At 73.2% G+C, this 20,587-nt stretch carries 14 protein-coding genes and 1 pseudogene; 6 read left to right on the top strand and 9 right to left on the bottom strand.

The annotated features are described in order from the left end of the window. Nucleotides 1-201: 201 nt before the first annotated feature. Both ACWD5D_RS06385 and ACWD5D_RS06380 read left to right on the top strand, forming a co-directional pair. Complete coding sequence (locus tag ACWD5D_RS06385; protein ID WP_451371652.1) at nt 202-5,418, top strand: DNA repair ATPase; 5,217 nt, start codon at nt 202-204, stop codon at nt 5,416-5,418. 137 nt (nt 5,419-5,555) lie between these two features. Further along, nucleotides 5,556-5,807, top strand: a complete 252-nt coding sequence (locus tag ACWD5D_RS06380) for a hypothetical protein (protein WP_451371651.1) — start codon at nt 5,556-5,558, stop codon at nt 5,805-5,807. Here the strand turns inward: ACWD5D_RS06380 and ACWD5D_RS06375 are convergent. From ACWD5D_RS06375 to ACWD5D_RS06360, 4 genes are all read right to left on the bottom strand, one after another. After that, nucleotides 5,782-6,318, bottom strand: coding sequence for a hypothetical protein (locus ACWD5D_RS06375; RefSeq protein ID WP_451371650.1), 537 nt, complete (start codon nt 6,316-6,318; stop codon nt 5,782-5,784). The genes ACWD5D_RS06380 and ACWD5D_RS06375 overlap by 26 nt on opposite strands. 158 nt (nt 6,319-6,476) lie before the next feature. Then, nucleotides 6,477-7,268 (bottom strand): ABC transporter permease, encoded by a 792-nt coding sequence (locus ACWD5D_RS06370; protein WP_451371649.1) that lies wholly within the window; start codon nt 7,266-7,268, stop codon nt 6,477-6,479. Then, nucleotides 7,265-8,266 carry an ATP-binding cassette domain-containing protein gene (locus ACWD5D_RS06365; protein WP_451371648.1) on the bottom strand — a complete coding sequence of 334 codons (1,002 nt, stop codon included), beginning with the start codon at nt 8,264-8,266 and terminating at the stop codon, nt 7,265-7,267. Before ACWD5D_RS06365 ends, ACWD5D_RS06370 begins: the two co-directional genes overlap by 4 nt. Before the next feature lie 33 nt (nt 8,267-8,299). Further along, nucleotides 8,300-8,968, bottom strand: a complete 669-nt coding sequence (locus ACWD5D_RS06360; RefSeq protein ID WP_451371647.1) for a DUF4097 family beta strand repeat-containing protein — start codon at nt 8,966-8,968, stop codon at nt 8,300-8,302. A gap of 249 nt (nt 8,969-9,217) precedes the next feature. Between ACWD5D_RS06360 and ACWD5D_RS06355 the strand changes: the two genes are divergently transcribed. Next, nucleotides 9,218-9,940 (top strand): helix-turn-helix domain-containing protein, encoded by a 723-nt coding sequence (locus ACWD5D_RS06355; protein WP_451371646.1) that lies wholly within the window; start codon nt 9,218-9,220, stop codon nt 9,938-9,940. Between the two features lie 125 nt (nt 9,941-10,065). On the opposite strand, the gene ACWD5D_RS06350 is transcribed toward ACWD5D_RS06355, so the two are convergent. Further along, the gene (locus ACWD5D_RS06350; protein ID WP_451371645.1) at nt 10,066-10,704 is read right to left on the bottom strand and encodes a DUF1707 SHOCT-like domain-containing protein; all 639 of its coding nucleotides are present in this window, start codon (nt 10,702-10,704) and stop codon (nt 10,066-10,068) included. 90 nt (nt 10,705-10,794) lie between these two features. Further along, nucleotides 10,795-12,870 carry a protein kinase domain-containing protein gene (locus ACWD5D_RS06345; protein ID WP_451371644.1) on the bottom strand — a complete coding sequence of 692 codons (2,076 nt, stop codon included), beginning with the start codon at nt 12,868-12,870 and terminating at the stop codon, nt 10,795-10,797. Nucleotides 12,871-13,149: 279 nt separating this feature from the next. Between ACWD5D_RS06345 and ACWD5D_RS06340 the strand changes: the two genes are divergently transcribed. Together ACWD5D_RS06340 and ACWD5D_RS06335 are read left to right on the top strand one after the other, a co-directional pair. Then, on the top strand, nt 13,150-13,515 hold the full coding sequence (locus ACWD5D_RS06340) for a hypothetical protein (protein ID WP_451371643.1): 366 nt from the start codon (nt 13,150-13,152) through the stop codon (nt 13,513-13,515). A gap of 294 nt (nt 13,516-13,809) precedes the next feature. Continuing rightward, nucleotides 13,810-14,604 carry a cutinase family protein gene (locus ACWD5D_RS06335; RefSeq protein WP_451371642.1) on the top strand — a complete coding sequence of 265 codons (795 nt, stop codon included), beginning with the start codon at nt 13,810-13,812 and terminating at the stop codon, nt 14,602-14,604. Between the two features lie 105 nt (nt 14,605-14,709). Here ACWD5D_RS06335 and ACWD5D_RS06330 read toward each other — a convergent pair whose 3' ends face one another. From ACWD5D_RS06330 to ACWD5D_RS06320, 3 genes and pseudogenes are all read right to left on the bottom strand, one after another. Continuing rightward, nucleotides 14,710-17,445: an ATP-binding protein gene (locus tag ACWD5D_RS06330; RefSeq protein WP_451371965.1), complete on the bottom strand. Its 2,736-nt coding sequence runs from the start codon at nt 17,443-17,445 to the stop codon at nt 14,710-14,712. A gap of 30 nt (nt 17,446-17,475) precedes the next feature. Next, a pseudogene (locus tag ACWD5D_RS06325) lies at nt 17,476-17,787 on the bottom strand (AfsR/SARP family transcriptional regulator); the annotation flags it as partial. A 122-nt stretch (nt 17,788-17,909) separates the two neighbouring features. Further along, the gene (locus ACWD5D_RS06320) at nt 17,910-18,467 is read right to left on the bottom strand and encodes a hypothetical protein (RefSeq protein WP_451371641.1); all 558 of its coding nucleotides are present in this window, start codon (nt 18,465-18,467) and stop codon (nt 17,910-17,912) included. Nucleotides 18,468-18,697: 230 nt separating this feature from the next. Between ACWD5D_RS06320 and ACWD5D_RS06315 the strand changes: the two genes are divergently transcribed. After that, complete coding sequence (locus ACWD5D_RS06315) at nt 18,698-20,170, top strand: ATP-binding SpoIIE family protein phosphatase (protein ID WP_451371640.1); 1,473 nt, start codon at nt 18,698-18,700, stop codon at nt 20,168-20,170. Nucleotides 20,171-20,587 lie beyond the last annotated feature (417 nt).

Raw genomic sequence — 20,587 nt, 5'->3', positions numbered from 1 at the left:
CCCGCAGCTGCGTGGGGGCGGTTGGCCGCGGTCGCCTGCGGCCGCGTGGGGGCGGCCGCCATATGACCGACGGGGGCTGCAGCCCCCAGGGGCGCGGGGAACCGCGCGACCGGCCACGACGGACCCGCACCCGGCCACAGTCCCCCACCCCCACATAGCTCCCCGTTGCTCCAACGCCTCGCCCACGAAGGAAACCGCCCCATGGCCACCACCCCGGAGACGACGGGCCCGTACGACACCGCGGACGCCGGCACCTACGAGGTACTGCGCGACCGGCTGGCAGCCCACGCGGCGGAGCTGGCGCGGCGGGCCGAGGACCTCAACGCCCGTCGCGCGGACGAGTTCGGGTCCGCCGGGCTCACCCTCCAGGCGACCGCGCGGCTGCGCACCCCGCACCCGTGCGTGCCCCGCGACGTGGTCGCCGTCGGGGACGTGCTGCTGTTCGGCAGCACGGGACGGACCGCCGACGGGACGGACGCCGCGGTCACCGACGTCCTCGCGCTGTACGACCGTGATCTGAACCGGCTGCCCGAGGACGCCGTACCGGGCCTCCTCGACGACCCGGCGCCGGTACGGGAGTTCACCGCGCTGCACCGCTACTACCGGCAGGCCCGCCTGCTGCGGCTGCGCCGCGTGGACGGCCGGCTGCTGGCGGTGTTCCGCACCGGCGACAAGGCCGACGACGTCCGCGCCCTGCGCTGGAACCTGACCGACGACGGCCGGGACGGCCACGCGGAGTTCCTGGACGCGCGCGGCGACCGCGACGACACCTTCCCACCGGCCCACGACTTCACCTGGACCGGCACCAGCCGCGAGGACCACGTCCTCGGCCGGGACCCCTACGTGGCCGTACCCGGCGGCGTGGGCGTGGCGACGGTCGGCGGCCGGCTCACCGTGCGCGGCCCCGAGGGCGAGGAGCTGTACTCCGAGCCGGTCGAGGAGCCGCTGCAGTCGCTCGCCGACGCGGCGGTCGCGCACGCGCGCGTGGGCGCGCTGGTCCTGCTGCGGGTACGGCCGTACAAGGAGGACGCCGACCGGTACCTGGTGTTGCACACCCTGACCCGCTCGGTGGTCCGGCTGGACGGCATCGGACAGGCCTGCTGCCGGCTGCCCGAGGACCAGGGCATCGTGTTCCCGGGCGGCTACTGTCTGGCGACGGGCGCCCACAAGACGTACGAACTGGACGCGGCGGGGCTGGAGTTCGAGCGGGAGGTGCGCGCGCCGAACGGCGAGGACGTGCTGTACGCGTTCCGCTCGCGCGCCGGGGACCGGGCGCTGCTGCTGTCGTACAACACCCTGCGCAAGGAGGTCGCCACCCCGCTGCCCTGCCGGGGCTGGGCCCTGTTCGGGGACGGCGCGCTCGCCGTGCTGCGCGAGGGCGGCGACGAGCCCGCGCACACGCACCCGCTCCAGTGGTGGGCCTCGCCGTACGTCTCCGACACGCACGCGGCCGCCCTGCGCACCGGCACCGGCGCCCTGGCCCGGGTCGGCAACGCGGACCTCGTACGCGGACTCGCGGACTGTCTGTCCGTCGCCGGCCTGGTCGGCGACGGCATCGAAACCGGCGAGGGATACCGGGCGCTGGCCGCCGCCTGCGTGCGCGCCGCCGACACCCACCACTGGCTGGGCGAGCCCGAACTGGGCGATCTGCTGGGCCCGTTGGGGGAGGTGCGGGAGACCGCCGAGCAGGTGCTGGCCGAGTTCGAGACGGTGCGGGCGCTGACCGGGCAGGCCGCCGACGCCCTGGACGAGGCGGCCGAGCGGATCGCGGCGGTCGTCCGCCGGCTGCGCGGCGAGGCCCCGCGCGAGGCGGCCGCATGGGTGCGCGGGCTGACCGAACTCCGGCACGCGCACGGCCACTTGCTGACCGTGAAGGAGCTGCGGTACGCGGACACCGCCCGCGTGGACGAGCTGGCCGCCGGCGCGGCGGCCGACCTCGCGGCCTTCGGGAAGCGCGCGGTGTCCTTCCTGGCCCGCGGGGACGCCTTCACCGCGCAGCACGCCGAGGTCGACGACCTGGTCGCGCAGGCGGAGTCGATCGGCACCGTCGCCGCGGCCGCACCGGTCGGCGCCCGCCTTGACGACCTCGCCGACGGGCTGCGCACGGTCACCGAGGTCGTCACCGGCCTCGACATCGCCGACGCCACCGTCCGCACCGCCATCCTGGAGCGGATCGCCGAGGTGCTCGGCGGCGTCAACCGCGCCCGCGCCATGCTCGACGCCCGCCGCCGCTCCCTCCTCGACCGCGAGGGCCGCGCCGAGTTCGCCGCCGAGACCGCCCTGCTCGCCCAGGCCGTCACGGCCGCCCTCGCCGCCGCCGACAGCCCGGAGGCCTGCGACGACCAACTGGCCGCGCTGCTCGGCCGGGTGGAGGACCTGGACGCGCGGTTCGCCGAGTTCGACGACTTCCTCGACGACCTCGCCACCCGGCGCACCGAGATCTACGAGGCGTTCGCCGCCCGCAAGCAGTCCCTCGCCGACGCCCGCGCCCGCCGCGCCGAACAGCTCGCGGTGTCGGCGGGCCGGGTGCTGGAGACCGTCGCCCGCCGCGCGGCCACGCTCGCCGACACCGACGCCGTCACCACGTACTTCGCCTCCGACCCGATGGTCGCCAAGGTCCGCCGCACCGCCGACGCGCTGCGCGCCCTCGGCGACAGCGTGCGCGCCGAGGAGCTGGACGGCCGGCTGAAGGCGGCCCGCCAGGAGGCCGCCCGCGCCCTGCGCGACCGCACCGACCTGTACGCCGACGACGGCCGCACCCTGCTCCTCGGCGGCCACCGCTTCGCCGTCAACACCCAGCCCCTCGACCTCACGCTCGTCCCGCACGGCGACGGCCTCGCCTACGCCGTCACCGGCACCGACTACCGCGCCCCGGTCACCGACCCCGCCTTCGCCGCGACCCGCCCCTACTGGGACCGGCACCTGCCCTCCGAGTCGCCCGGGGTCTACCGCGCCGAACACCTCGCCGCCCGCCTGCTCGCCGAGCACGGCCCCGCCGCCCTGGCCGCGGCCGACGACCTGCCCGCCCTGGTGCGCGACGCGGCGCAGGCGGCGTACGACGAGGGTTACGAGCGTGGCGTCCACGACCACGACACCACCGCGATCCTCACCGTGCTGCTCCCCCTCCTCGACGGCGCCGGCACCCTGCGCCACCTGCCCGCCGCCCGCGCCATCGCCCACCTCTTCTGGACCCACGGCACCACGGAGGAAACCCGCACGGCCTGGACCCACCGCGCCGTCTCCCTGGCCCGCGCCCGCGACACCTTCGGCGCGGTCACCGTGATCGACGAACTGGTGGAGGAGCTGGCCGGGTCGATCGGCCGGTGGAGCGCCGGTGAGGGGGCGGGCGTGGTCGGGGGAGCACCGGGGGCGGAGGCCGGCGGCCCGTCCGTTGAGGCGGCTCGCGGACTACCGGGGGCGGATGCCCCGGTCGCCGGGCCGCTCGTGGGACGGGCCGGGGGAAGCGATGTGCGGGCGGCCGGGGGGTCGTTCGCGGCGTCGGCGGGGGGAGCCGACGGGCGGGCGGTCGGGGGGCCGTTCGCCGGGTCGGCCGGGAGGCCGTATGCGGCCTCGGCCGGGCGGCCGTATGCGGCGTCGGCCCAGGGAGCCGACGTGGCGGCGGGCGGGGGAACCGGCGTGGCGGCGGGCGGGGGAGGCGGTGGGCGAGCGGGCGGGGGGTCGCTCGCACATGCCGCCGCCGCGTACCTCTTCGACGAGCTGACCACCGGCGACCCCGAGCGCTTCGTCCTCGGCGGCGCCGCACGCACCCTGTCGGAGAAGTTCCGGCACACCGTGGCCGACGCGGACTACGGGCGGGAGCCGGCGGGGCCCGGCGGGCCGGCCGCGCGGGCGCAGCTGGTGCGGGCGTGGCTCGGCGCGTACGCACAGGCCAGTGGCGCCGACGCGGGGCCCGGGGAGCTGGCCGAGGCGGTCGCCGCCGAGCTGTGTCCCGGTCTGCCGCGCTACGACGGCGACGCCCCGCTGACCGCCACCGCCGAGGGCCTGCTCGGCACGCACCCGCGGGTGAACGGCGGACGGCTGGTGCTGCGGCTGGACGAATTCCTCGCCCGGACCGCGGAGTTCGCCGGCCGCGAGGTCCCCGCGTTCCGCGCCTACCAGCGCCGCCGCGCGGAACTGGTGGCCGCCGAACGCGACCGGCTGCACCTGGACGACCACCGCCCGCGCGTGATGTCCGCCTTCGTCCGCAACCGCCTCGTCGACGAGGTGTACCTGCCCTTGATCGGCGACAGCCTCGCCCGGCAGCTGGGCACCACCGGCGAGAGCAGGCGTACCGACACCGGGGGCCTGCTCCTGCTGATCTCCCCGCCCGGATACGGCAAGACGACGCTGATGGAGTACGTCGCCGACCGCCTCGGCCTGATGCTGGTCAAGGTCAGCGGACCCGCGCTCGGCCACACCGTCACCTCGCTCGACCCCGCCGACGCCCCGAACGCGACGGCCCGCCGCGAGATCGAGAAGATCAACTTCGCGCTCGCGGCCGGCAACAACACCCTGCTCCACCTGGACGACATCCAGCACACCTCGCCCGAGCTGCTGCAGAAGTTCATCCCGCTGTGCGACACCACGCGCCGCGTCGACGGCGTACGGGACGGCGAGCCGCGCACCTACGACCTGCGCGGCAAGCGCTTCGCCGTCTGCATGGCCGGCAACCCCTACACCGAGTCCGGCGCCCGCTTCCAGGTGCCGGACATGCTCGCCAACCGCGCCGACGTGTGGAACCTCGGCGACGTCCTCACCGGCAAGGAGGACGTCTTCGCGCTGAGCTTCGTCGAGAACGCGCTCACCGCCAACCCGCTGCTGGCACCGCTGGCCGCCCGGGACCGCGCCGACCTGGACCTCCTGGTCCGCCTCGCCGCGGCCGACCCCACGGCCCGCGCGGACCGCCTCACCCACGCCGTGCCGCCCGCCGAACTGGACCGCCTCCTCGCGCTGCTGCGCCATCTGCTGGCCGCCCGCGACACGATCCTCACGGTCAACGCGGCCTACATCGCCTCCGCCGCCCAGTCCGAAGAGGCCCGCACGGAGCCGCCGTTCCGGCTCCAGGGCTCCTACCGCGACATGAACCGCATCGCCCAGCGCCTGCGCCCCGTCATGAACGAGGCCGAGCGCGACGCGGTCGTCACCGACCACTACACGGCCGAGGCCCAGACCCTCACCACCGGCGCCGAGGCCAACCTCCTGAAACTGGCCGGACTGCGCGGCACCCTCACCCCCGAGGACTCCGTCCGCTGGACGGAGGTGAAGGCCGCCCATGTGCGCGCCCACGCCCCCGGCGACGACCCCCTGACCCGCGCCGTCGCCGCCCTCACGCTCCTCGCCGACCGCGTGGCCGCCGTCGAGTCCGCCATCACCCGCGCGACCGGCCCGGGCCGTCCCGAGCCCCGCAGCGACCGGTAATCCGCTGCGCGGCGCAGCTTTACTGTCTAGGCTGCTGCGCAACACATCAACTGTGCGACGCAATCAATAGCGCGCGCCGCGACGCGTTCGCCGGGCAGCGCATCGACATCGCCTCCGACGAGCGCACCCCCGAGGAGATGGCGCAGATCCTCACGACGGCCCTCGGCCGCCCGGTCGCCCACCACGAGGTGCCGCTGGACCAGGTGCGGACCTGGTCCGCCGATCTGGCCGCCATGTTCGCCTACTTCACCACCCACGGCCTCGCCGTCGACATCGCCGGCCTGCGCCGCGACCACTCCGAGGTCGGCTGGCACGGCTTCGCCGAGTGGGCCGCCGGCCAGGACTGGGACGCGCTGGTGGGTGTCAGCAGCCGGGCGCCTTCGGCGTGAACTTCAGACGGGCGTGGTCGTCGACGCCCAGGGCCTTGTTGTAGGCCGGGTAGGTGACCTGGTACCAGACGTCGTCCCGGGAGGCGTGCCCGCCGACGTCGTCCAGCCGCACGCACCAGCGCTCGCGCCGGAGCACCCTCGTGTACGTCTCGGTCCCCTTGCGCACCTTCCGGCAGGACCGGACCTGCTCCGTGGTGTACCAGGTGCGGGTGCGGCGCTTCTTGCCCGATCCGGAGCGCGAGGTGTGCTTGACCTGGCGGGACTCGATCGTGCACTTCTTGACCAGATGCGGCCGGGTGGCCCTGGTGGTGCGGGCCGGGACGTGCCGGAGCGTGTCCCGCAGCCCGAAGACGGCGTCCGGGGAAGGATTGTCGTGCGCGTTGCTCCCCGCGGCCTTCCCGCCGTTCCCCACGGGCGCCGTGCCGTCACCGCCGCTGTCGCCCGAGCAGGCGCTGAGCCCGGCTATCAGGACCGCCGTCACCGCGGCCACGATCGCTCGCTTGCTGAACATCTCTTCCCTCCGGTCACCGGACGCGCAGCCTAATGGACCACGAGTTCCCACAAGCGACGTGCGTACGAAGAACGGGCGGCGTACGCCGACGGGTCGTCGGTGTACGCCGCCCTCGGGTGGGACGCGTCGCGGGAGGCAGGCCCGCCTCGTCACGGCGGCTACTTCGGGTCGTCGTCGAACTTCGCGGTCGACCAGAAGTAGCCGAGCACCGCGAGGCCCACGCACCACGCGACGGCGAGCCAGCCGTTGTCGCCGATGCCCGTGCCGAGCAGCAGGCCGCGCAGGGTCTCGATGGCGGGTGTGAACGGCTGGTACTGGGCGATGGGCTGGAACCAGCCCGGCATCGCGTCGATCGGGACGAAGGTGCTGGACAGGAGCGGCAGCAGGATCAGCGGCATGGCGTTGTTGCCGGCGGCCTCGGCGTTCGGGCTGATCAGGCCCATGCCGACGGCGATCCAGGTGAGCGCCGTGGCGAAGAGGACGAGCAGTCCGAACGCCGCGAGCCACTCCAGGACGGTGGCATCGGTGGAGCGGAAGCCGATGGCCACGGCGACCGCCCCGACGAGGACCACACTGGTGACGGCCTGGAGCACGCTGCCGACGACGTGCCCGACGAGCACCGAACCGCGGTGGATCGCCATCGTGCGGAAGCGGGCGATGATGCCCTCGGTCATGTCGTTGGAGACGGAGACAGCGGTGCCGATCGTGGTGCTGCCGATGGTCATCAGCAGCAGGCCCGGGACGATGTAGGCGATGTACTCGGAGCGGTCCGGACCGCCGCCGCCGATGCCCGCGCTCATGGTGTCGCCGAAGATGTAGACGAAGAGCAGCAGCAGCATGATCGGGGTGAGCAGCAGGTTCAGCGTGAGCGACGGGTAGCGCCGGGCGTGCAGGAGGTTGCGGCGCAGCATCGTGGAGCAGTCGCGCACGGCGAGGGACAGAGTGCTCATCGGGCGCTCTCCTTGGGCTCGTTCGGCTGGTTCGGCTGGTTCGGCTGGTTCGACTGGTGGGGGATGCGGACGCCGCCGCCGGTCAGGGCGAAGAAGACGTCGTCGAGGTCGGGCCTGTGCACGGTCAGTTCGTCGGCCTCGATGCCGGCCGAGTCCAACCGGTCGAGAACCGAGCGCAGTTCGCGCTGGCTGCCGTCGCTGGGGATCTGGAGTGCGAGGGCTTCGTCGATGGGGGACGCCTCGCCCAGGGCGGAGGCGGCGCTCCGGTAGGCGGCCGGGTCGGTGAAGCGGAGCCGGACGTGCCCGCCCGGGACGATCCGCTTCAGTTCCTCGGCCGTGCCCTGCGCGGCGATCCTCCCGTCGTTCAGGACGGCGATCCGGTCGGCGAGTTCGTCGGCCTCCTCCAGGTACTGGGTGGTGAGGAAGACGGTGACGCCGCCGGTGACGAGCTCGCGGATGATCTGCCACATGGTGTGCCGGGAGCGCGGGTCGAGGCCCGTGGTCGGCTCGTCGAGGAAGATGATCCGGGGGCTGCCGACCAGGGTCATGGCGATGTCGAGGCGGCGCTTCATGCCGCCGGAGTAGGTGGACGCGGGCTTCTTCGCGGCCTCGGTGAGGTCGAAGCGCTCCAGCAGTTCGGCGGTGACCTGCCGTCCCTCGCGCTTGGAGAGGTGGTGCAGGTCCGCCATGAGGAGCATGTTCTCCTCGCCGGTGATCAGAGCGTCGACGGCGGAGAACTGTCCGGTGACGCCGATCGCGGCGCGCACGGCCTGCGGGTCGGTGGCGAGGTCGTGGCCGGCGACGCGGATCTCACCGGAGCCGGGGCCGGGGGAGACGAGGGTGGAGAGGAGCTTGACGGCGGTGGTCTTGCCGGCGCCGTTCGGACCGAGGAGGGAGAAGATCGTTCCCTCCGGTACGGCCAGGTCGACGCCGTCGAGCACGACCTTGTCGCCGTAGGACTTGCGCAGGCCGGTCGCCGCGATGGCCAGGTCGGTCATGAGGGGTGCTCCTTCTGTACGGACTGCGGGCGGTCACAGGCTGTCGGCGGTGATGTCGCCGTGGCTGGTGGTGGCGTGGACGGCCAGGTCGGGGACGCCGGCGCTGTTCTTGAGGGCGTTGCGGATGCGGCCGCTGGGGGTGCCGGCGTCGAGGGAGGCGGAGACGCCGCGGGCGGCGGTGACGGAGATGTCGCCGGAGTCGGTGCGCAGGACGACGGTGCCGCGGGTGGCCTCGGCGATGCGGATGTCGCCCTTCTGGGTGGTGATCTCGGCGGGGCCGCCGAGGCGGCCGACGGTGATGTCGCCGGCGGCGGTGGACAGGCGGGCGTCGGCGGTCTCGTCGAGCTTGACGGTGGCCTGCTGGCCCTCGAAGACGACGTCACCGAGGCGCCCGACGCCCCGGAGTTCACCGCTGGCCGTCTTCGCCTCGACGCGGGAGCCGGAGGGCAGTTGGACCGTCACCTCGATGGATCCGGAGGGGCCGAGGATCCGGCTCGCCGCCGCCGGGACCTGGACGCGCAGGACGCCGTCGGTGCAGGTGACCTCGGTCTGCTCCGCGGCCTTCACGTCGCGGCCCTTGGAGGCGTCCGCCGGCAGGACCTCGACGGTGGTGTCGGTCCGGTCGGCGGCGATGAGCCGGATGCGTCCGGCGGGGATGTCGAGGACGGCGGAGACGGGGGCGGGGCTGTCGAACTTCTGCATGGTGCTCTCCCTTTGTCCGTGTCGCGGGCCCTTGCGGCCCGTGCTTTCTGACGACGGAAAAGCTACGTTGCATTCATAGATGTGGCAACGAGTTCGTTGCGTATGAATGTCATCTATGCAGGTAGATGCTTTAGAAGTGTTGCAATGGATTGAACTTCAATGCAATGACAGCATCATCGACCGTTGCAATGGGTGTGGAATGAACGCTATGCTGGCGACACCACGGGCCAGGCCGAGAAGGAGACCGCGATGCCGGGAGGCAGACTCACCCAGCAGGAACGTCAGCAGATCGCGCTGGGACTGGCCGACGGCCTCGCCTACGCGGAGATCGCCCGACGTCTGGACCGTCCGACCTCGACCGTCACCCGCGAGGTCATGCGCAACGGCGGCCCCACCGCCTACCGCGCCGACCTCGCACACCGCGCCACCGAACACCGCGCCCACCGCCGCAGGCAGGCCGCACCCCGGGACCCGAAGGCGGCCCCAGGGGCCCACGGGCGAGACGACGAGGCCGTACGCGCGTACGAGGAGACGTTCACGAACGTCTTCATGCAGTCGGGCCTGCCCAGGATGACGGCCCGGACCCTGGCCTGCCTCTACACCACCGACGAGGGCAGCCTCACCGCGTCCGAACTCGTCCAGCGCCTCCAGGTCAGCCCCGCGTCCGTCTCCAAGGCGATCGCGTTCCTGGAGAGCCAGGGCCTCATCCGCCGGGAGCGCGACGAACGCCGTCGCGAGCGCTACATCGTCGACGACGACGTCATGTACCAGTCCACGATGGCCGGCGCCCGCGCCACCGCCCAGCTCGCCGAGATCGCACGACAGGGCGTCAGGATCCTCGGCTCCGGCAGCCCGGCCGCCACCCGCCTCGAGAACATCGCCCGCTTCGTCGAGTTCGTCTCCGAGGGCATAGCGCGCGCCGCGGAGCAGGCCCGCGAGATCCTCCACACGAAATCGGAGCCGACTCCATGACCGATCGGCCGGGGGATCCGTGAGGACCGTGGCAGCCTCGCACGGCTACCCCGTGAAGTCCGTGCCCGGCGAGGCGTTGACCTCGGTGGGGGTCGCCGAGCGAAGGATCCGGAAGACCGGCACGCCTAGCGGTCGCGGCCCAGCAGGCGGCGCAGGCGGCCCGGCCGGCGTGGTGCGCGAGGGGGCTGGACGACGATGTTGCCGCCGACGACCGAGCCGGTGACGGTGATGCGGTGCACCACCGGGGCGTTCGGGGCGCGGTCCTTCACACGGCGGTGCACGACCGAGCCGCCGTGCATCTCCACCTCCTGGGCGTCCACGGCGTAGCCGTCCGGGACGGTCAGCCGCAGGTTGCCGCCGTGGATCGCCACCTGCACGTCGGTGACCGGCATCCGCACGGTCCCCGAGGTGAAGTCGAGCAGGACGTTGCCGCCGTGGACCTCGATCTCAAGGCGGCGCGGCACCTCCCAGACGCCCTCGTACCGGACGTTCCCGCCGGTCCGGCGGACCCGCGCGACCTCCTTCGTCCGGGCCGGGTCGGCCACGGCCATCGCCTGCCCGGGCAGGTCGGCCACCAGGGGGGCCAGATCGCCGTACGTCCGTGCCGCGAAGCAGCTCTCCAGCCGCTCCTCCAGCTCGTCCAGGGTCAGCCGTCCGTCACCCGCGGCCACCCGCAGCACCTCGGCGACCTGCTCCCGGTCGTCATGCGAAACCCGCTGCTCCAGCTGTTCCTGGCCCACCCACCGCGCCGGTTCCTGACTCATGCCCGGCACCCTATACGCACGGCATCCGGTCGCCGCGGGCGACGGACACCCACTCCGTCTCCCACGGCGGCACGGGCGTGGGGGCCTTGGTCAGGCCGCGTCGCGCCACACCTTCACGTCCAGCGTGGCGTACGACGTCCCGGCGGATCCCCGGTACGTCACCAGCCCGACGTGCCCCGTCCCGCTGATCACGCACATCCGCTGGCCGACGGTGAGGTCCTTGATCCAGACGTAGCTCTTGTAGCCGGTCGCCGCCTTGCAGGCGTCCAGGCTCCCCGGCCGGCCCGCGGGCAGCAGGGCGAGCGAGCTGCCGGAGGTGGTGCCGGGGGCGAGGAGGGCGCCCGAGGAGTAGACGGCGTAGGTCAGGTCCTCGTCGGAGGTGCCGGTGTCCGCCTTGGCCCGCACCGGGGTGTCCGCCAGGTACAGGTCGTGGCTCTTGGTCATCCGGATCCCCGCGTAGGTCACCGGGACGGGAGTCTTCGGAGCGGCGGGCCTGCTCGCCGCGGTGGCCGGCGGGGGCGGGGGCGCGGTCCGCGAGGGCGTCGGGGACACCGAGGGGCGGGGCGGCGCGGTCGACGTGGAGGCCTTCGCCTTCTTGTCCGTCTTCCCGGCTGCGCCGGACGGGGAACCGGACACCGACGCCGACGGCTCCCCGGACCCGGTCGACTGCGCCGCGGCCACCTCCCCGACCTGCTCACGGCCCTGGTCGCCGTTCCCGGGCACGAGCAGCAGGGTGACGGCCGCCCCGCAGGCGACCAGCGCGACGGCGGCCGCGGCCAGCAGCCAGCCCCGCCCCTTGCGACCGCCCTTGCCACCCGCCCCGCCCTTGCCGCTCGCGGGCACCGGGGCGGTCGCCGCGTAGGCGCCCGGCGCCGCCCCCGGCGCCATGACGAAGGGGGCGGGCATCGCTGCATGGGACGGCGAGGTCGGGGAGTAGGCCGCCGGCGGCCCGAACGCACCGGGAGCGGCGGGCGGTTGGAAACCCGGAGCACCGGACGGACGGGGGGTGCCGGGAGCGCCCGGAGCTTCGAAGGGAACGGGAGCGCCCGGAGCCCCGAAGGGAACGGGGGCGCCGAAGGCACCCGCGGGAGGCGAGGCCTGCGCCGCGCCCGACGCCGCCACGCCCGACGCCGCCGCGTCCGGAGCCGACGTACCCCATGCCGCCGCGTCCGGAGCCGACGTACCCCATGCCGCCGCGTCCGGAGCCGCTGTGCTCGCGCGGGCCTGATCCGCGCCCGCCGCCCGAGCCGCGATCCCCGCGGCCAGCTCGCCCGGCAGCCACGCCCCGGACGCCGACCGCGCCTCGTCACCGTCGTACGACCGGCCCCGGATCCCCTGGATCTCCTGGACGCGGCGGATGACCTCCTCGACGGTGGGCCGCTCGTCGGCGGGCTTGCGCAGACACCGCGCCACCAGCTCCTGGATCTCGGCCGGCACGCGGCCGAGGTCGGGCTCCGCGTGCACGACCCGGTACAGCACCGCGTGTGGATCCCCGTCGCCGAACGCGCCGTGGCCCGTCGCCGCGAACACGGCGGTCTGCCCCAGCGCGAACACGTCGGCCGCCGGGAGGGCCGGCGCGCCGAGCACCTGCTCCGGCGCCATGTAGGCGACCGTGCCCAGGGCCGTACCGCTCTGCGTCAGGGACGTGGCGTCCGTCGCGCGCGCCACCCCGAAGTCGATCACGCGGGGGCCGTCGGCGGCGAGCAGCACGTTCGACGGCTTGAGGTCCCGGTGCACGATGCCCGCGCGGTGCACCGCCTGAAGTGCCTCGGCGACACCGGCGACCAGCCGCAGCACGGTGTCGACGGGCAGTGGCCCGTGATCGCGTACCGCCTCGGAGAGGGAGGGCCCCGGCACGTAGGCGGTCGCGCACCACGGCACCTCTCCCTCGGTGTCGCTGTCCAGGACCGCGGCCGTGTAGACCCCGTGGACCCGGCCGGCCGCGGCCACCTCGGCCCGGAACCGCTTGCGGAACTCGGCGTTCTCGGCCAGCTCGGGCCGGATCACCTTGACCGCGACGGCCCGTCCGCCGGGGGTGTGCGAGAGATAGACCCGCCCCATGCCGCCGGACCCGAGCCGCGCCACCAGCCGGTATCCGCCCACCGTCCGCGGATCGCCCTCCCGTAGCGGCTCGAAACTCCCCTCGGCGAGCCCTCCGTTGCCCAACACCCGTCACCCCGCCCCGAGATCTGCGTCGTCGCCCCCATTGCATCATGGGCCCCGCACACCCCATCGGCCCGCCCGTCGCCCCGGCCGTCCGCACCCGTGAACCGCTCCGGGCCCGCCCGGAAGGTGACCGCCCCTGCTGCATTGGCACCACCGGCGTCACCGGGTCGGGGGACTGTCCCGCTCCTCGACGAGCAGAACATCACGGACAAATGTGACGATCACACCACGGTGACAGCGACTCCCGGCCGTCACCACACGTGGCAGGAGGACTCATCGATGAAGCCCGCTCTGAAGCGCCTGCTGGGTGCGAGCGCCGCGGTGGCCACATGCGCCACCGCTCTGCTCGGCACCGGCGCCGGCACCGCCGACGCCTACGGCAGGGCGCACTGCGACCGAGCCGAACAGGCCATATGGATCGACGATCCCAGCCGCAACCTGACCGCCCACGGCTGCACCATGCCGGACAACAAGCGCAGCTGGTTCAGGGTGAACATCGACACCCTCGTGCTGAAGCACTACAAGGACGAGTACGAGAACGGGAAGGTCGACCACACGAAGACCGTGCACGACAGAACCGTCAGTTGCATGGGCTACACGTCCGACAAGGGCACGGTGAACCTGTTCGGCTGCCCGCCCCGCTGACACTCCCACCTCGTTGACGCATCCGCACCACGCCAGGGCCCAGGTCTCCGACCTGGGCCCCAGGTGTCCGCTCCGTCACCGGTCGACGTGGGGATCGCGAGGCCCGACGCGTGCGGTACGCCCCGGTGCACCCGAACTCCAGCGCCTCGGCGTGCAGGCGGCCAAGCCCTGCCACCTGCGCAGTCATCGACATGTCACCGCGATGTGAACACCGGTGCCTAGCGTCTGGGGTGTTCGGTGCCTGGCACGTCCACGACCCGAGGGGGAGTTCACGAAATGACGGGAACGAGCAGGATGGCACGGGCTGTTCGCACCGCGGCCGTAGCGGCGGTGCTGACCGCCGGCACCGCCGTCGCGTTCCCCGCGGCCGCGCACGCGGCCGACGCGGAGCACTACTACATCGAGATCGGCGGCACCGGTCCCACGGAGAACCGGGACGGCTGCTCCACCACCACGACCTCGTACGACACCGCGAACAGGGTTCTCGGCCTCGGCGACTCCGCGATCACGGTGTGCTACCCGGCCAGCTCCGGCCCGCTCATCGGTCCCACCGGCGGACTCGTCGACGCCAACCTCCAGCCCCACTTGGACGCCCTGACCGCACCGACCTACGACGCCAGCGTGGAAATGGGCTACCAGCGCGGGCTCCGGGCGGCGGAGGACACCCACGCGGCGCATCCCGACGCCCGGATCACGGTCACCGGCTACTCCCAGGGCGCGCAGGCGGCCGACCGGGTGCTCCAGACCATCGCGAACGGCGGCACGAGCATTCCGCGCGACCAGGTCGACGGCATGCTCTACGCCGACCCGATGCAGCCCGGCACCGGCTTCGGGGCGCATCTCCCCGCGGGGCTGGGCATCCCGGGCGTGGCCACCGCCCCCGGCACGGGCCCGGCCGAGTTCAACGGCATCCCGGTCAAGCGGTACTGCATCGTCGGCGACCCGGTGTGCGACCTGCGGTCCGTCACGAACGCGCCCGGCTACTTCAACCTGCACTGGAAGTACCCGGAGTTCGTCATCCCGAAGAACCTCGGCCGGGACGGCGAGAACGGCGTTCAGTGGCTGAACGAGAACGGGGACCCGGTGTAGGAATCCGTTCGCAACGGGGGCGGACGGAACGACGGCCCGGCCGGTCACCCACCGGCCGGGCCCGGCCCGCACCCGGGGCGGGCTACGGCTCGTACTCGGGGCGGGCTACGGCTCGTACTCGCCGGCGTCCGGCGGCTGTTGCTGTCGTCGGCGGCTCAGGTCGTCCAACGCCCGGGAGATTCTCGCCCTGTTGGCGTCGGTGTCGGGAAGCGTGGTGCCGCGCTCGAAGAAGTCGCGTGCTCCGGCCAGGTCTTCGGCCGCGGCGCCGTGCCAGAGCAGCCGGTGGCGGATCGCGATCTCGGACCCGGTGCCGGTCTGCTCGTCGAGTATCGCGTGCGACCGGCGGCGGAGTTCGGCGGCCGCCTCCGGATTGCCCAGGTCGGCCTCGGCCATGGACAGCCTGCCGAGGACGGCGGAGTAGAGGGGGACGTCCCCCAGACGTCCGGCCAGGTCCTCGGCCTTCCCCAGCGTGCCCACGGCCTCGGCCGGCCGCCCGAGGTCGAGTTGGAGACCACCGAGGCGGAACAGGGTCTTGCCGAGGAGCCGGGGACTGTCCGCCCGCTCGGCAAGTGCGATCGCCTCCAGGTAGCGGTCGTACGCCTTGCCGTACTCGCCGAGCTGGTGGTGCACGTCTCCGACGCGCGTCATGACCGAACCCGTGAGCCAGTCGTCATGCGTCAACTCGCCCGCGAGGGCCAGGACTTCGGCGAAGCAGGCCATGGACTCGGCGATCCGCCCCTCCAGGTTGGCGAACGTTCCGAGTCCGGCCGCGGCTCTGGCCCGCTCGTGCGGGTCACCGGCCCGGCGGCTGATGTCCAGCGCTTCGGTGAACCAGGCGCGGGCCTGCCGGTAGCGGCCCTGCAGTCCGTACGCGATGCCCAGGCCCGTACGCAGCGCGGAGTCCATCCGCCGGTCGTTGGCCCGGCCGAGCATCGGCAGCAGCGTCTCCAGCGCGGTGCGGCACTCGTGGAACCGGCCCTGCCGGGTGAGGTAGTCGACCAGGCCCTCGGCGATCCAGCAGGCCTCGTCCAGCCGGCCCTCGGCCGCCGCCTGACCGATCACGTCGAGCGGTTCACCGCCCGCCTCGTCCAGCCAGAATGTGGCCTCCTCCCAGTCCGTGAAGGGCCCGGCGCCCTGCGGCCCGGTCGGGTAGGACGAGCTGCCCCAGTCACCGGCGCGACGGGCGGCGGCCACGTACAGCAGGAACACGCCCTCCCTGGCTGCCGCGGCCTCGTCGGGCGACTCGGCGGCCAGGCGCCGGGCATAGACCGCCACCAGGTCGTGCAGCCGGTAGCGGTCGGCGGTCACCCGCTGCACCAGACTCGCGTCCGCGAGGCTCTCCAGGGCGCGCTCGGCCTCGGAGGGCGTACAGCCGAGAAGGGCGGCCAGCGTCAGCCGGTCCAGCCGTACGGTGGGCGACACCCCCAGCGCGCGGAAGGCACGCTGCTCGGCGGCCGGAAGCTGGTCGTAGGAGACCCGGAACGCGGCTTCGACGCTACGGTCCTCCACGGCCAGCTCGTCGAGCCGGCGCTCGTCGTCGGTCAGCCGCGCCACCAGGGCCTCCACCGCCCACGACGGACGGTCCTGTATCCGCGCCCCGACGATGCGCAACGCCAGCGGAAGCCGCCCGCAGAGCGCGGCCAGCTCGCGTACGGCCCCACGCCCGCGGCCGGAACCGGCACCGCCGTCACCGCCGTCCTCGCAGCCCTCGTCGGTGTCCTCGGTGTCTTCGCCGCGGCCTTCCTCGGCGCCGACGATACGGGTCAGCAGTTCCGCCGCCTCGCCGATGCCGAGAGGGGACAGCGAGACCCTGCGGTCCGCGTCCAGCCCGGTCAGGCGCCGCCGGCTCGTGACGAACACCAGGCTGCCGCCGCCGGCGGGCAGCAGCGGGCGCACCTGCTCGGCGCGGGACGCGTCGTCGAGTACGAGGAGCAGCCGGAGGGAGGCGGTCGCCGCCCGCCACGTCGCGGCCAGCTCGTCCAGGTCCTCGGAGTCCTCCCCCTCGCCGGCGCCCACCGCCCGCAGCAACCGGCGCAGTACGCGTCGCCGCCCCACCGCCTCACGGTCCTCGCGATGCCCGTGCAGCTCCACGAACAGGCAGCCGTCGGGGTACCGGTCCCGCAGCGCTCGCGCCGCGCGCACCACCAGCGCGGTCTTCCCGACCCCGGCCATGCCGTCCACCGCCCGGACGGTGACCCCCTGCCCGTCGGCGGACGCGACGAGAAGCCGGAGCTCCCGGTCCCGCCCCGTGAAGCTCCCTGTCCCGACGGGCAGTTCATGACGTGCCCGGGGCTTGTGGCGAGCGGGATCCGGACGTGGGGCCCCGCTCGGCCGACGAGCCACGCGTTCTCCCGCGGGCCCCCGCCGTACCGCGGTGTCCCCGGCCGGCAGGGCGTCGTCGCCACGCAGGACCGCCTCGTGCACCCGCCGCAGTTCGGCGCCGGGCTCCACCCCTTGCTCGTCCACCAGGCGACGGCGCACCGCGGCGTACACGTCCAGCGCGTCGGCCTGCCGGTTGCCCGCGTGGAGGGCCCGCATGAGCAGGGCGGCCAGTGCCTCGTTGTAGGGGTGGGCCGTCGTCAGCGAGAACAGTTCCCCGACGGCGTCGGCGTGCCGTCCCGACCGGAGCTGGCAGTCCACCTTGTCCTGCACCAGCAGAAGCCGCTGCTCCGCCAGCCGCAACCGCTCCCCTTCCGCGAAGGGCCCGGGTATCCCGGCCAGGGGCTCACCCCGGAACAGCCCCAGCGCCCGGGACCACGTCTCCACCGCGGCGTCCGGGTCCCCGCCGTCCCGCGCCGCACGCCCTTCGGCGGCGATCTCCTCCCACCGCGCCACGTCCACGGACGCGCTCCGCGGTGCGAAGCGATATCCGCCGCGAACCGTGCCGATCACGGAATTCGCCGGTCCCTTTCCAGGTGCATCGAGGCGCTGCCGTAATCGGTGCACGTAGACCGGGAGCACTTTGGTGCCCGTGCCGGGCGGCTCCGCACCCCACACCTCGTCGAGCAGCTGCTGGCGACCGACCGTTCTGCCTGGTCGTAGGAGCAAGGCGACCAGAAGCGCCTGCTCACGAACCGGCCCGGGCCCCAGACTCCCCTCGCCCCGCCAGGCCTGGAGCGGCCCGAGCAGAGCGAAGCGAAGTTGCTGATTTGCATTCGTGTACAACTCGCGCGGAATCGGCACCGGGCGAGCTTATCCAGCGGCCACCCGAGCCATGCCGACCCCCACAAGACCTGCGCCTCTCGAATACGCCGACACCACACCGCCGCCGTCGCCGCACGTGGGCGGAGCGGGCATCGAGTCGCTCAGTGCGTCGCGATGTATGCCGAGACCATCATGGGACCGACGACCAGGAGGACGGTCCGCCCCACGGACAGCAGGGACCGGAGGGGGGACAGGCCCCGGGGAAGCGGCTTGATGCCCAGGTCGGCCTGCGCGAGCCGGGTCACGTGTACCGGGTGGCGACCGGGTGTCTCCCGCGGCCGCTCGACGGCGTACCGACGTATGAGGCGATCCGCCTCGGGGCTCTCGAAGCCCAATCGGGTACCGGAGGCGTCGGTGACGACGATGTACGTGCTGGCACCTCCTCGATAGGCCTCCTTCCAGGTGCGCACGCTCCGCAGGTCGTGCAGGTCGATCCTGCGATGGCCGGTCCAGGTCCGCGCGGTCAGGAACCGCGAGTCGGGGCCGTGCCTGTGCCACGGCCTCCGTGCCAGGCGGAGGCGGGGCAGGGCGAAGAAGCCGAACCCCGCGACGACACCCGCCGTCATGAAGACCGGAACAGGGTCTGCCAGCGGCGCTACGAGCACCGCCGGAACCACCGTGATCGCCACCAGCCCCATGACGATGCCGGCAGCGGCCAAGCGGATACGTCTTGGCGACGCGGGCTCAGGGACGACGGACTCGTCCGGAACATCCGCGTGAGCCGGTCGGTGACCCCTCATGAAGGAAGGGTAGGCGCCACACCATGTCCTGCCATCTGTGACGAGGAGGCTTCTTCGCTGTTCCGAGGGCCCGGTCGAGGTTCGGCCCGACCCGTATCGACTGGCCGCGCCGCGTGAGCCCTGCTACACCGGAGGGAAGGGAGGTGTGCATGCCTCGTGGTCCGGTCAAGGGGCTGACCGCACTCCTTGCGGCGATCGCGGTCCCGCTCGCTGTCTGCGCGCTCCTCGTGCCCGTCCGGGACACCCTGTCCGCCACCAACGTGGTTCTGATCCTGACGTTGGTCGTCGCGGCGGTAGCCGCTCTCGGCTACCGATGGGTCGCGGCCCTCACGGCCATTTCGGCCGCCGTGTGGTTCGTCTACTTCTTCACCACCCCGTACGAAAGCTTCACCCGGATAAACAAAGCGGACGACATCATCACCGCCGGGCTGCTGCTCATCGTCGGCCTTGCGGTCTCTCAGCTGGCTCGCCGCTACACCCGTGAGCACACCATCGCCAAAACGTTGCAGCGCAGTCTGCTGCCCCGCACGCTGCCGGACACCGGCACCGTCCGAGCGGCGTTCCGCTACGTGCCCGCCGAGGCCGAGGTCGGCGGGGACTGGTTCGACGTGATCCCCCTCCCAGGGTTCCGCACCGCCCTGGTGGTCGGGGACGTGTTCGGCCACGGCCTGCACTCCGCGGTCACCATGGGTCGGCTGCGCACCGCTGTCCGCAACTTCTCCACCCTCGACATACCGCCCGACGAGCTGCTGGCCCGCCTCGACGACGTGGTCAGTCAGATGAACGCGGAGGAGGGCGCCGGCCAGGATGTGAGCGTCGCGGCTACCTGCCTGTACGCGATCTACGACCCGGTCTCCTCTGCCTGCACGATGGCAAGAGCCGGTCACGTTCCGCCCGTCGTCGTCCATCCCGACGGCCGCGCGGAGATCCTCGACCTGCCCGAAGGCCCCCCGCTCGGCCTGGGCGGCCTGCGCTTTCAGGCCGTCGAGCTGCAGCTGCCGGAGGACACGCAGCTCGTGCTCTACACCGACGGGCTCATCGAGACCGGTCACCGCGACGTCGAGGCCGGCCTGGAGCTGCTGTGCGACACGCTCTCCGGCGCGGGGCTCGACCCGGAGGAGACGTGCGAAACGGTCCTGGCGGCGGTGCTGCCCGCCCATCCGGTCGATGACGTGGCTCTGCTGATTTCCCGGACCTGCGCGTTCCCGCGTGACCGTATCGCCGAATGGGATATCCCGGCCCTTCCCGCCGCCGTGCCCGCCCTGCGCGCCGAGGTGCTCGCGAAGCTGGCCGACTGGGACCTGGAGGAGTCGGCATTCACCACCGAACTGATCCTCAGCGAGCTGGTCACCAACGCCATCCGCCACGCGGCACCCCCCGTCCACGTGCGCCTTCTGCGCGACAACAGCCTGGTGCTGGAGGTCAGCGACAGCAGCAGCACCTCCCCCCACCTGCGCTACGCGACGACCATGGACGAAGGCGGCCGCGGAATCTTCATCGTCGCCCAGCTCGCCGAGCGGTGGGGAACCCGCTTCACCTCCACCGGGAAGATCGTCTGGGCCGAGCAGCCGGCCCCGTCAGCTCCCGCCGACCCCGTCCCCGCCCTGCCGTCAGCGGCGTGACCGAGCCGGACTGCCCGAGGACTCCATAGGGCCTCGTGCCCGGGGCAGCCTCCGAGCGGGACGACGCCGCATGGCCGGTGAGTGGCGGCGGACGACGCGAAGCGGGACGTTTCGCACGTGGCTCTCCGCGTGGGCCGCAGGGTCGGTGGAGTGTCGATGACCCTGAGGGTGGGGCACCCCGGGATGGGGGCGCCGTCGTAACCCACTGGCTACGAAGGCCGAGGGATGCCCGGAACGCAAAGTTCCGGACACCCCTCGGTGTCGGCTGGTCAGTACAGGGCCTTGTAACCCTGCCACCCGGTGGTGATCCCGGTACGAGGACCGTCTCCGTTGCGGTCTCCGCGTGCGCAGGTGCCACCAGCGGCACGGCGGACACAGTGAGCGCCAACCCGATGAACGTGACAAGGGAGCCACGCA

It is taken from the genome of Streptomyces sp. NPDC002520, from assembly GCF_053595235.1.
This window is presented reverse-complemented; position numbering and strand designations above follow the sequence as displayed.

Excerpts from the sequence above, each read along its gene's own strand:
- ACWD5D_RS06385 (WP_451371652.1), top strand. The coding sequence starts at position 202 with ATGGCCACCACCCCGGAGACGACGGGCCCGTACGACACCGCGGACGCC.
- ACWD5D_RS06380 (WP_451371651.1), top strand. The coding sequence starts at position 5,556 with ATGGCGCAGATCCTCACGACGGCCCTCGGCCGCCCGGTCGCCCACCAC.
- ACWD5D_RS06375 (WP_451371650.1), bottom strand. The coding sequence starts at position 6,318 with ATGTTCAGCAAGCGAGCGATCGTGGCCGCGGTGACGGCGGTCCTGATA.
- ACWD5D_RS06370 (WP_451371649.1), bottom strand. The coding sequence starts at position 7,268 with ATGAGCACTCTGTCCCTCGCCGTGCGCGACTGCTCCACGATGCTGCGC.
- ACWD5D_RS06365 (WP_451371648.1), bottom strand. The coding sequence starts at position 8,266 with ATGACCGACCTGGCCATCGCGGCGACCGGCCTGCGCAAGTCCTACGGC.
- ACWD5D_RS06360 (WP_451371647.1), bottom strand. The coding sequence starts at position 8,968 with ATGCAGAAGTTCGACAGCCCCGCCCCCGTCTCCGCCGTCCTCGACATC.
- ACWD5D_RS06355 (WP_451371646.1), top strand. The coding sequence starts at position 9,218 with ATGCCGGGAGGCAGACTCACCCAGCAGGAACGTCAGCAGATCGCGCTG.
- ACWD5D_RS06350 (WP_451371645.1), bottom strand. The coding sequence starts at position 10,704 with ATGAGTCAGGAACCGGCGCGGTGGGTGGGCCAGGAACAGCTGGAGCAG.
- ACWD5D_RS06340 (WP_451371643.1), top strand. The coding sequence starts at position 13,150 with ATGAAGCCCGCTCTGAAGCGCCTGCTGGGTGCGAGCGCCGCGGTGGCC.
- ACWD5D_RS06335 (WP_451371642.1), top strand. The coding sequence starts at position 13,810 with ATGGCACGGGCTGTTCGCACCGCGGCCGTAGCGGCGGTGCTGACCGCC.
- ACWD5D_RS06315 (WP_451371640.1), top strand. The coding sequence starts at position 18,698 with ATGCCTCGTGGTCCGGTCAAGGGGCTGACCGCACTCCTTGCGGCGATC.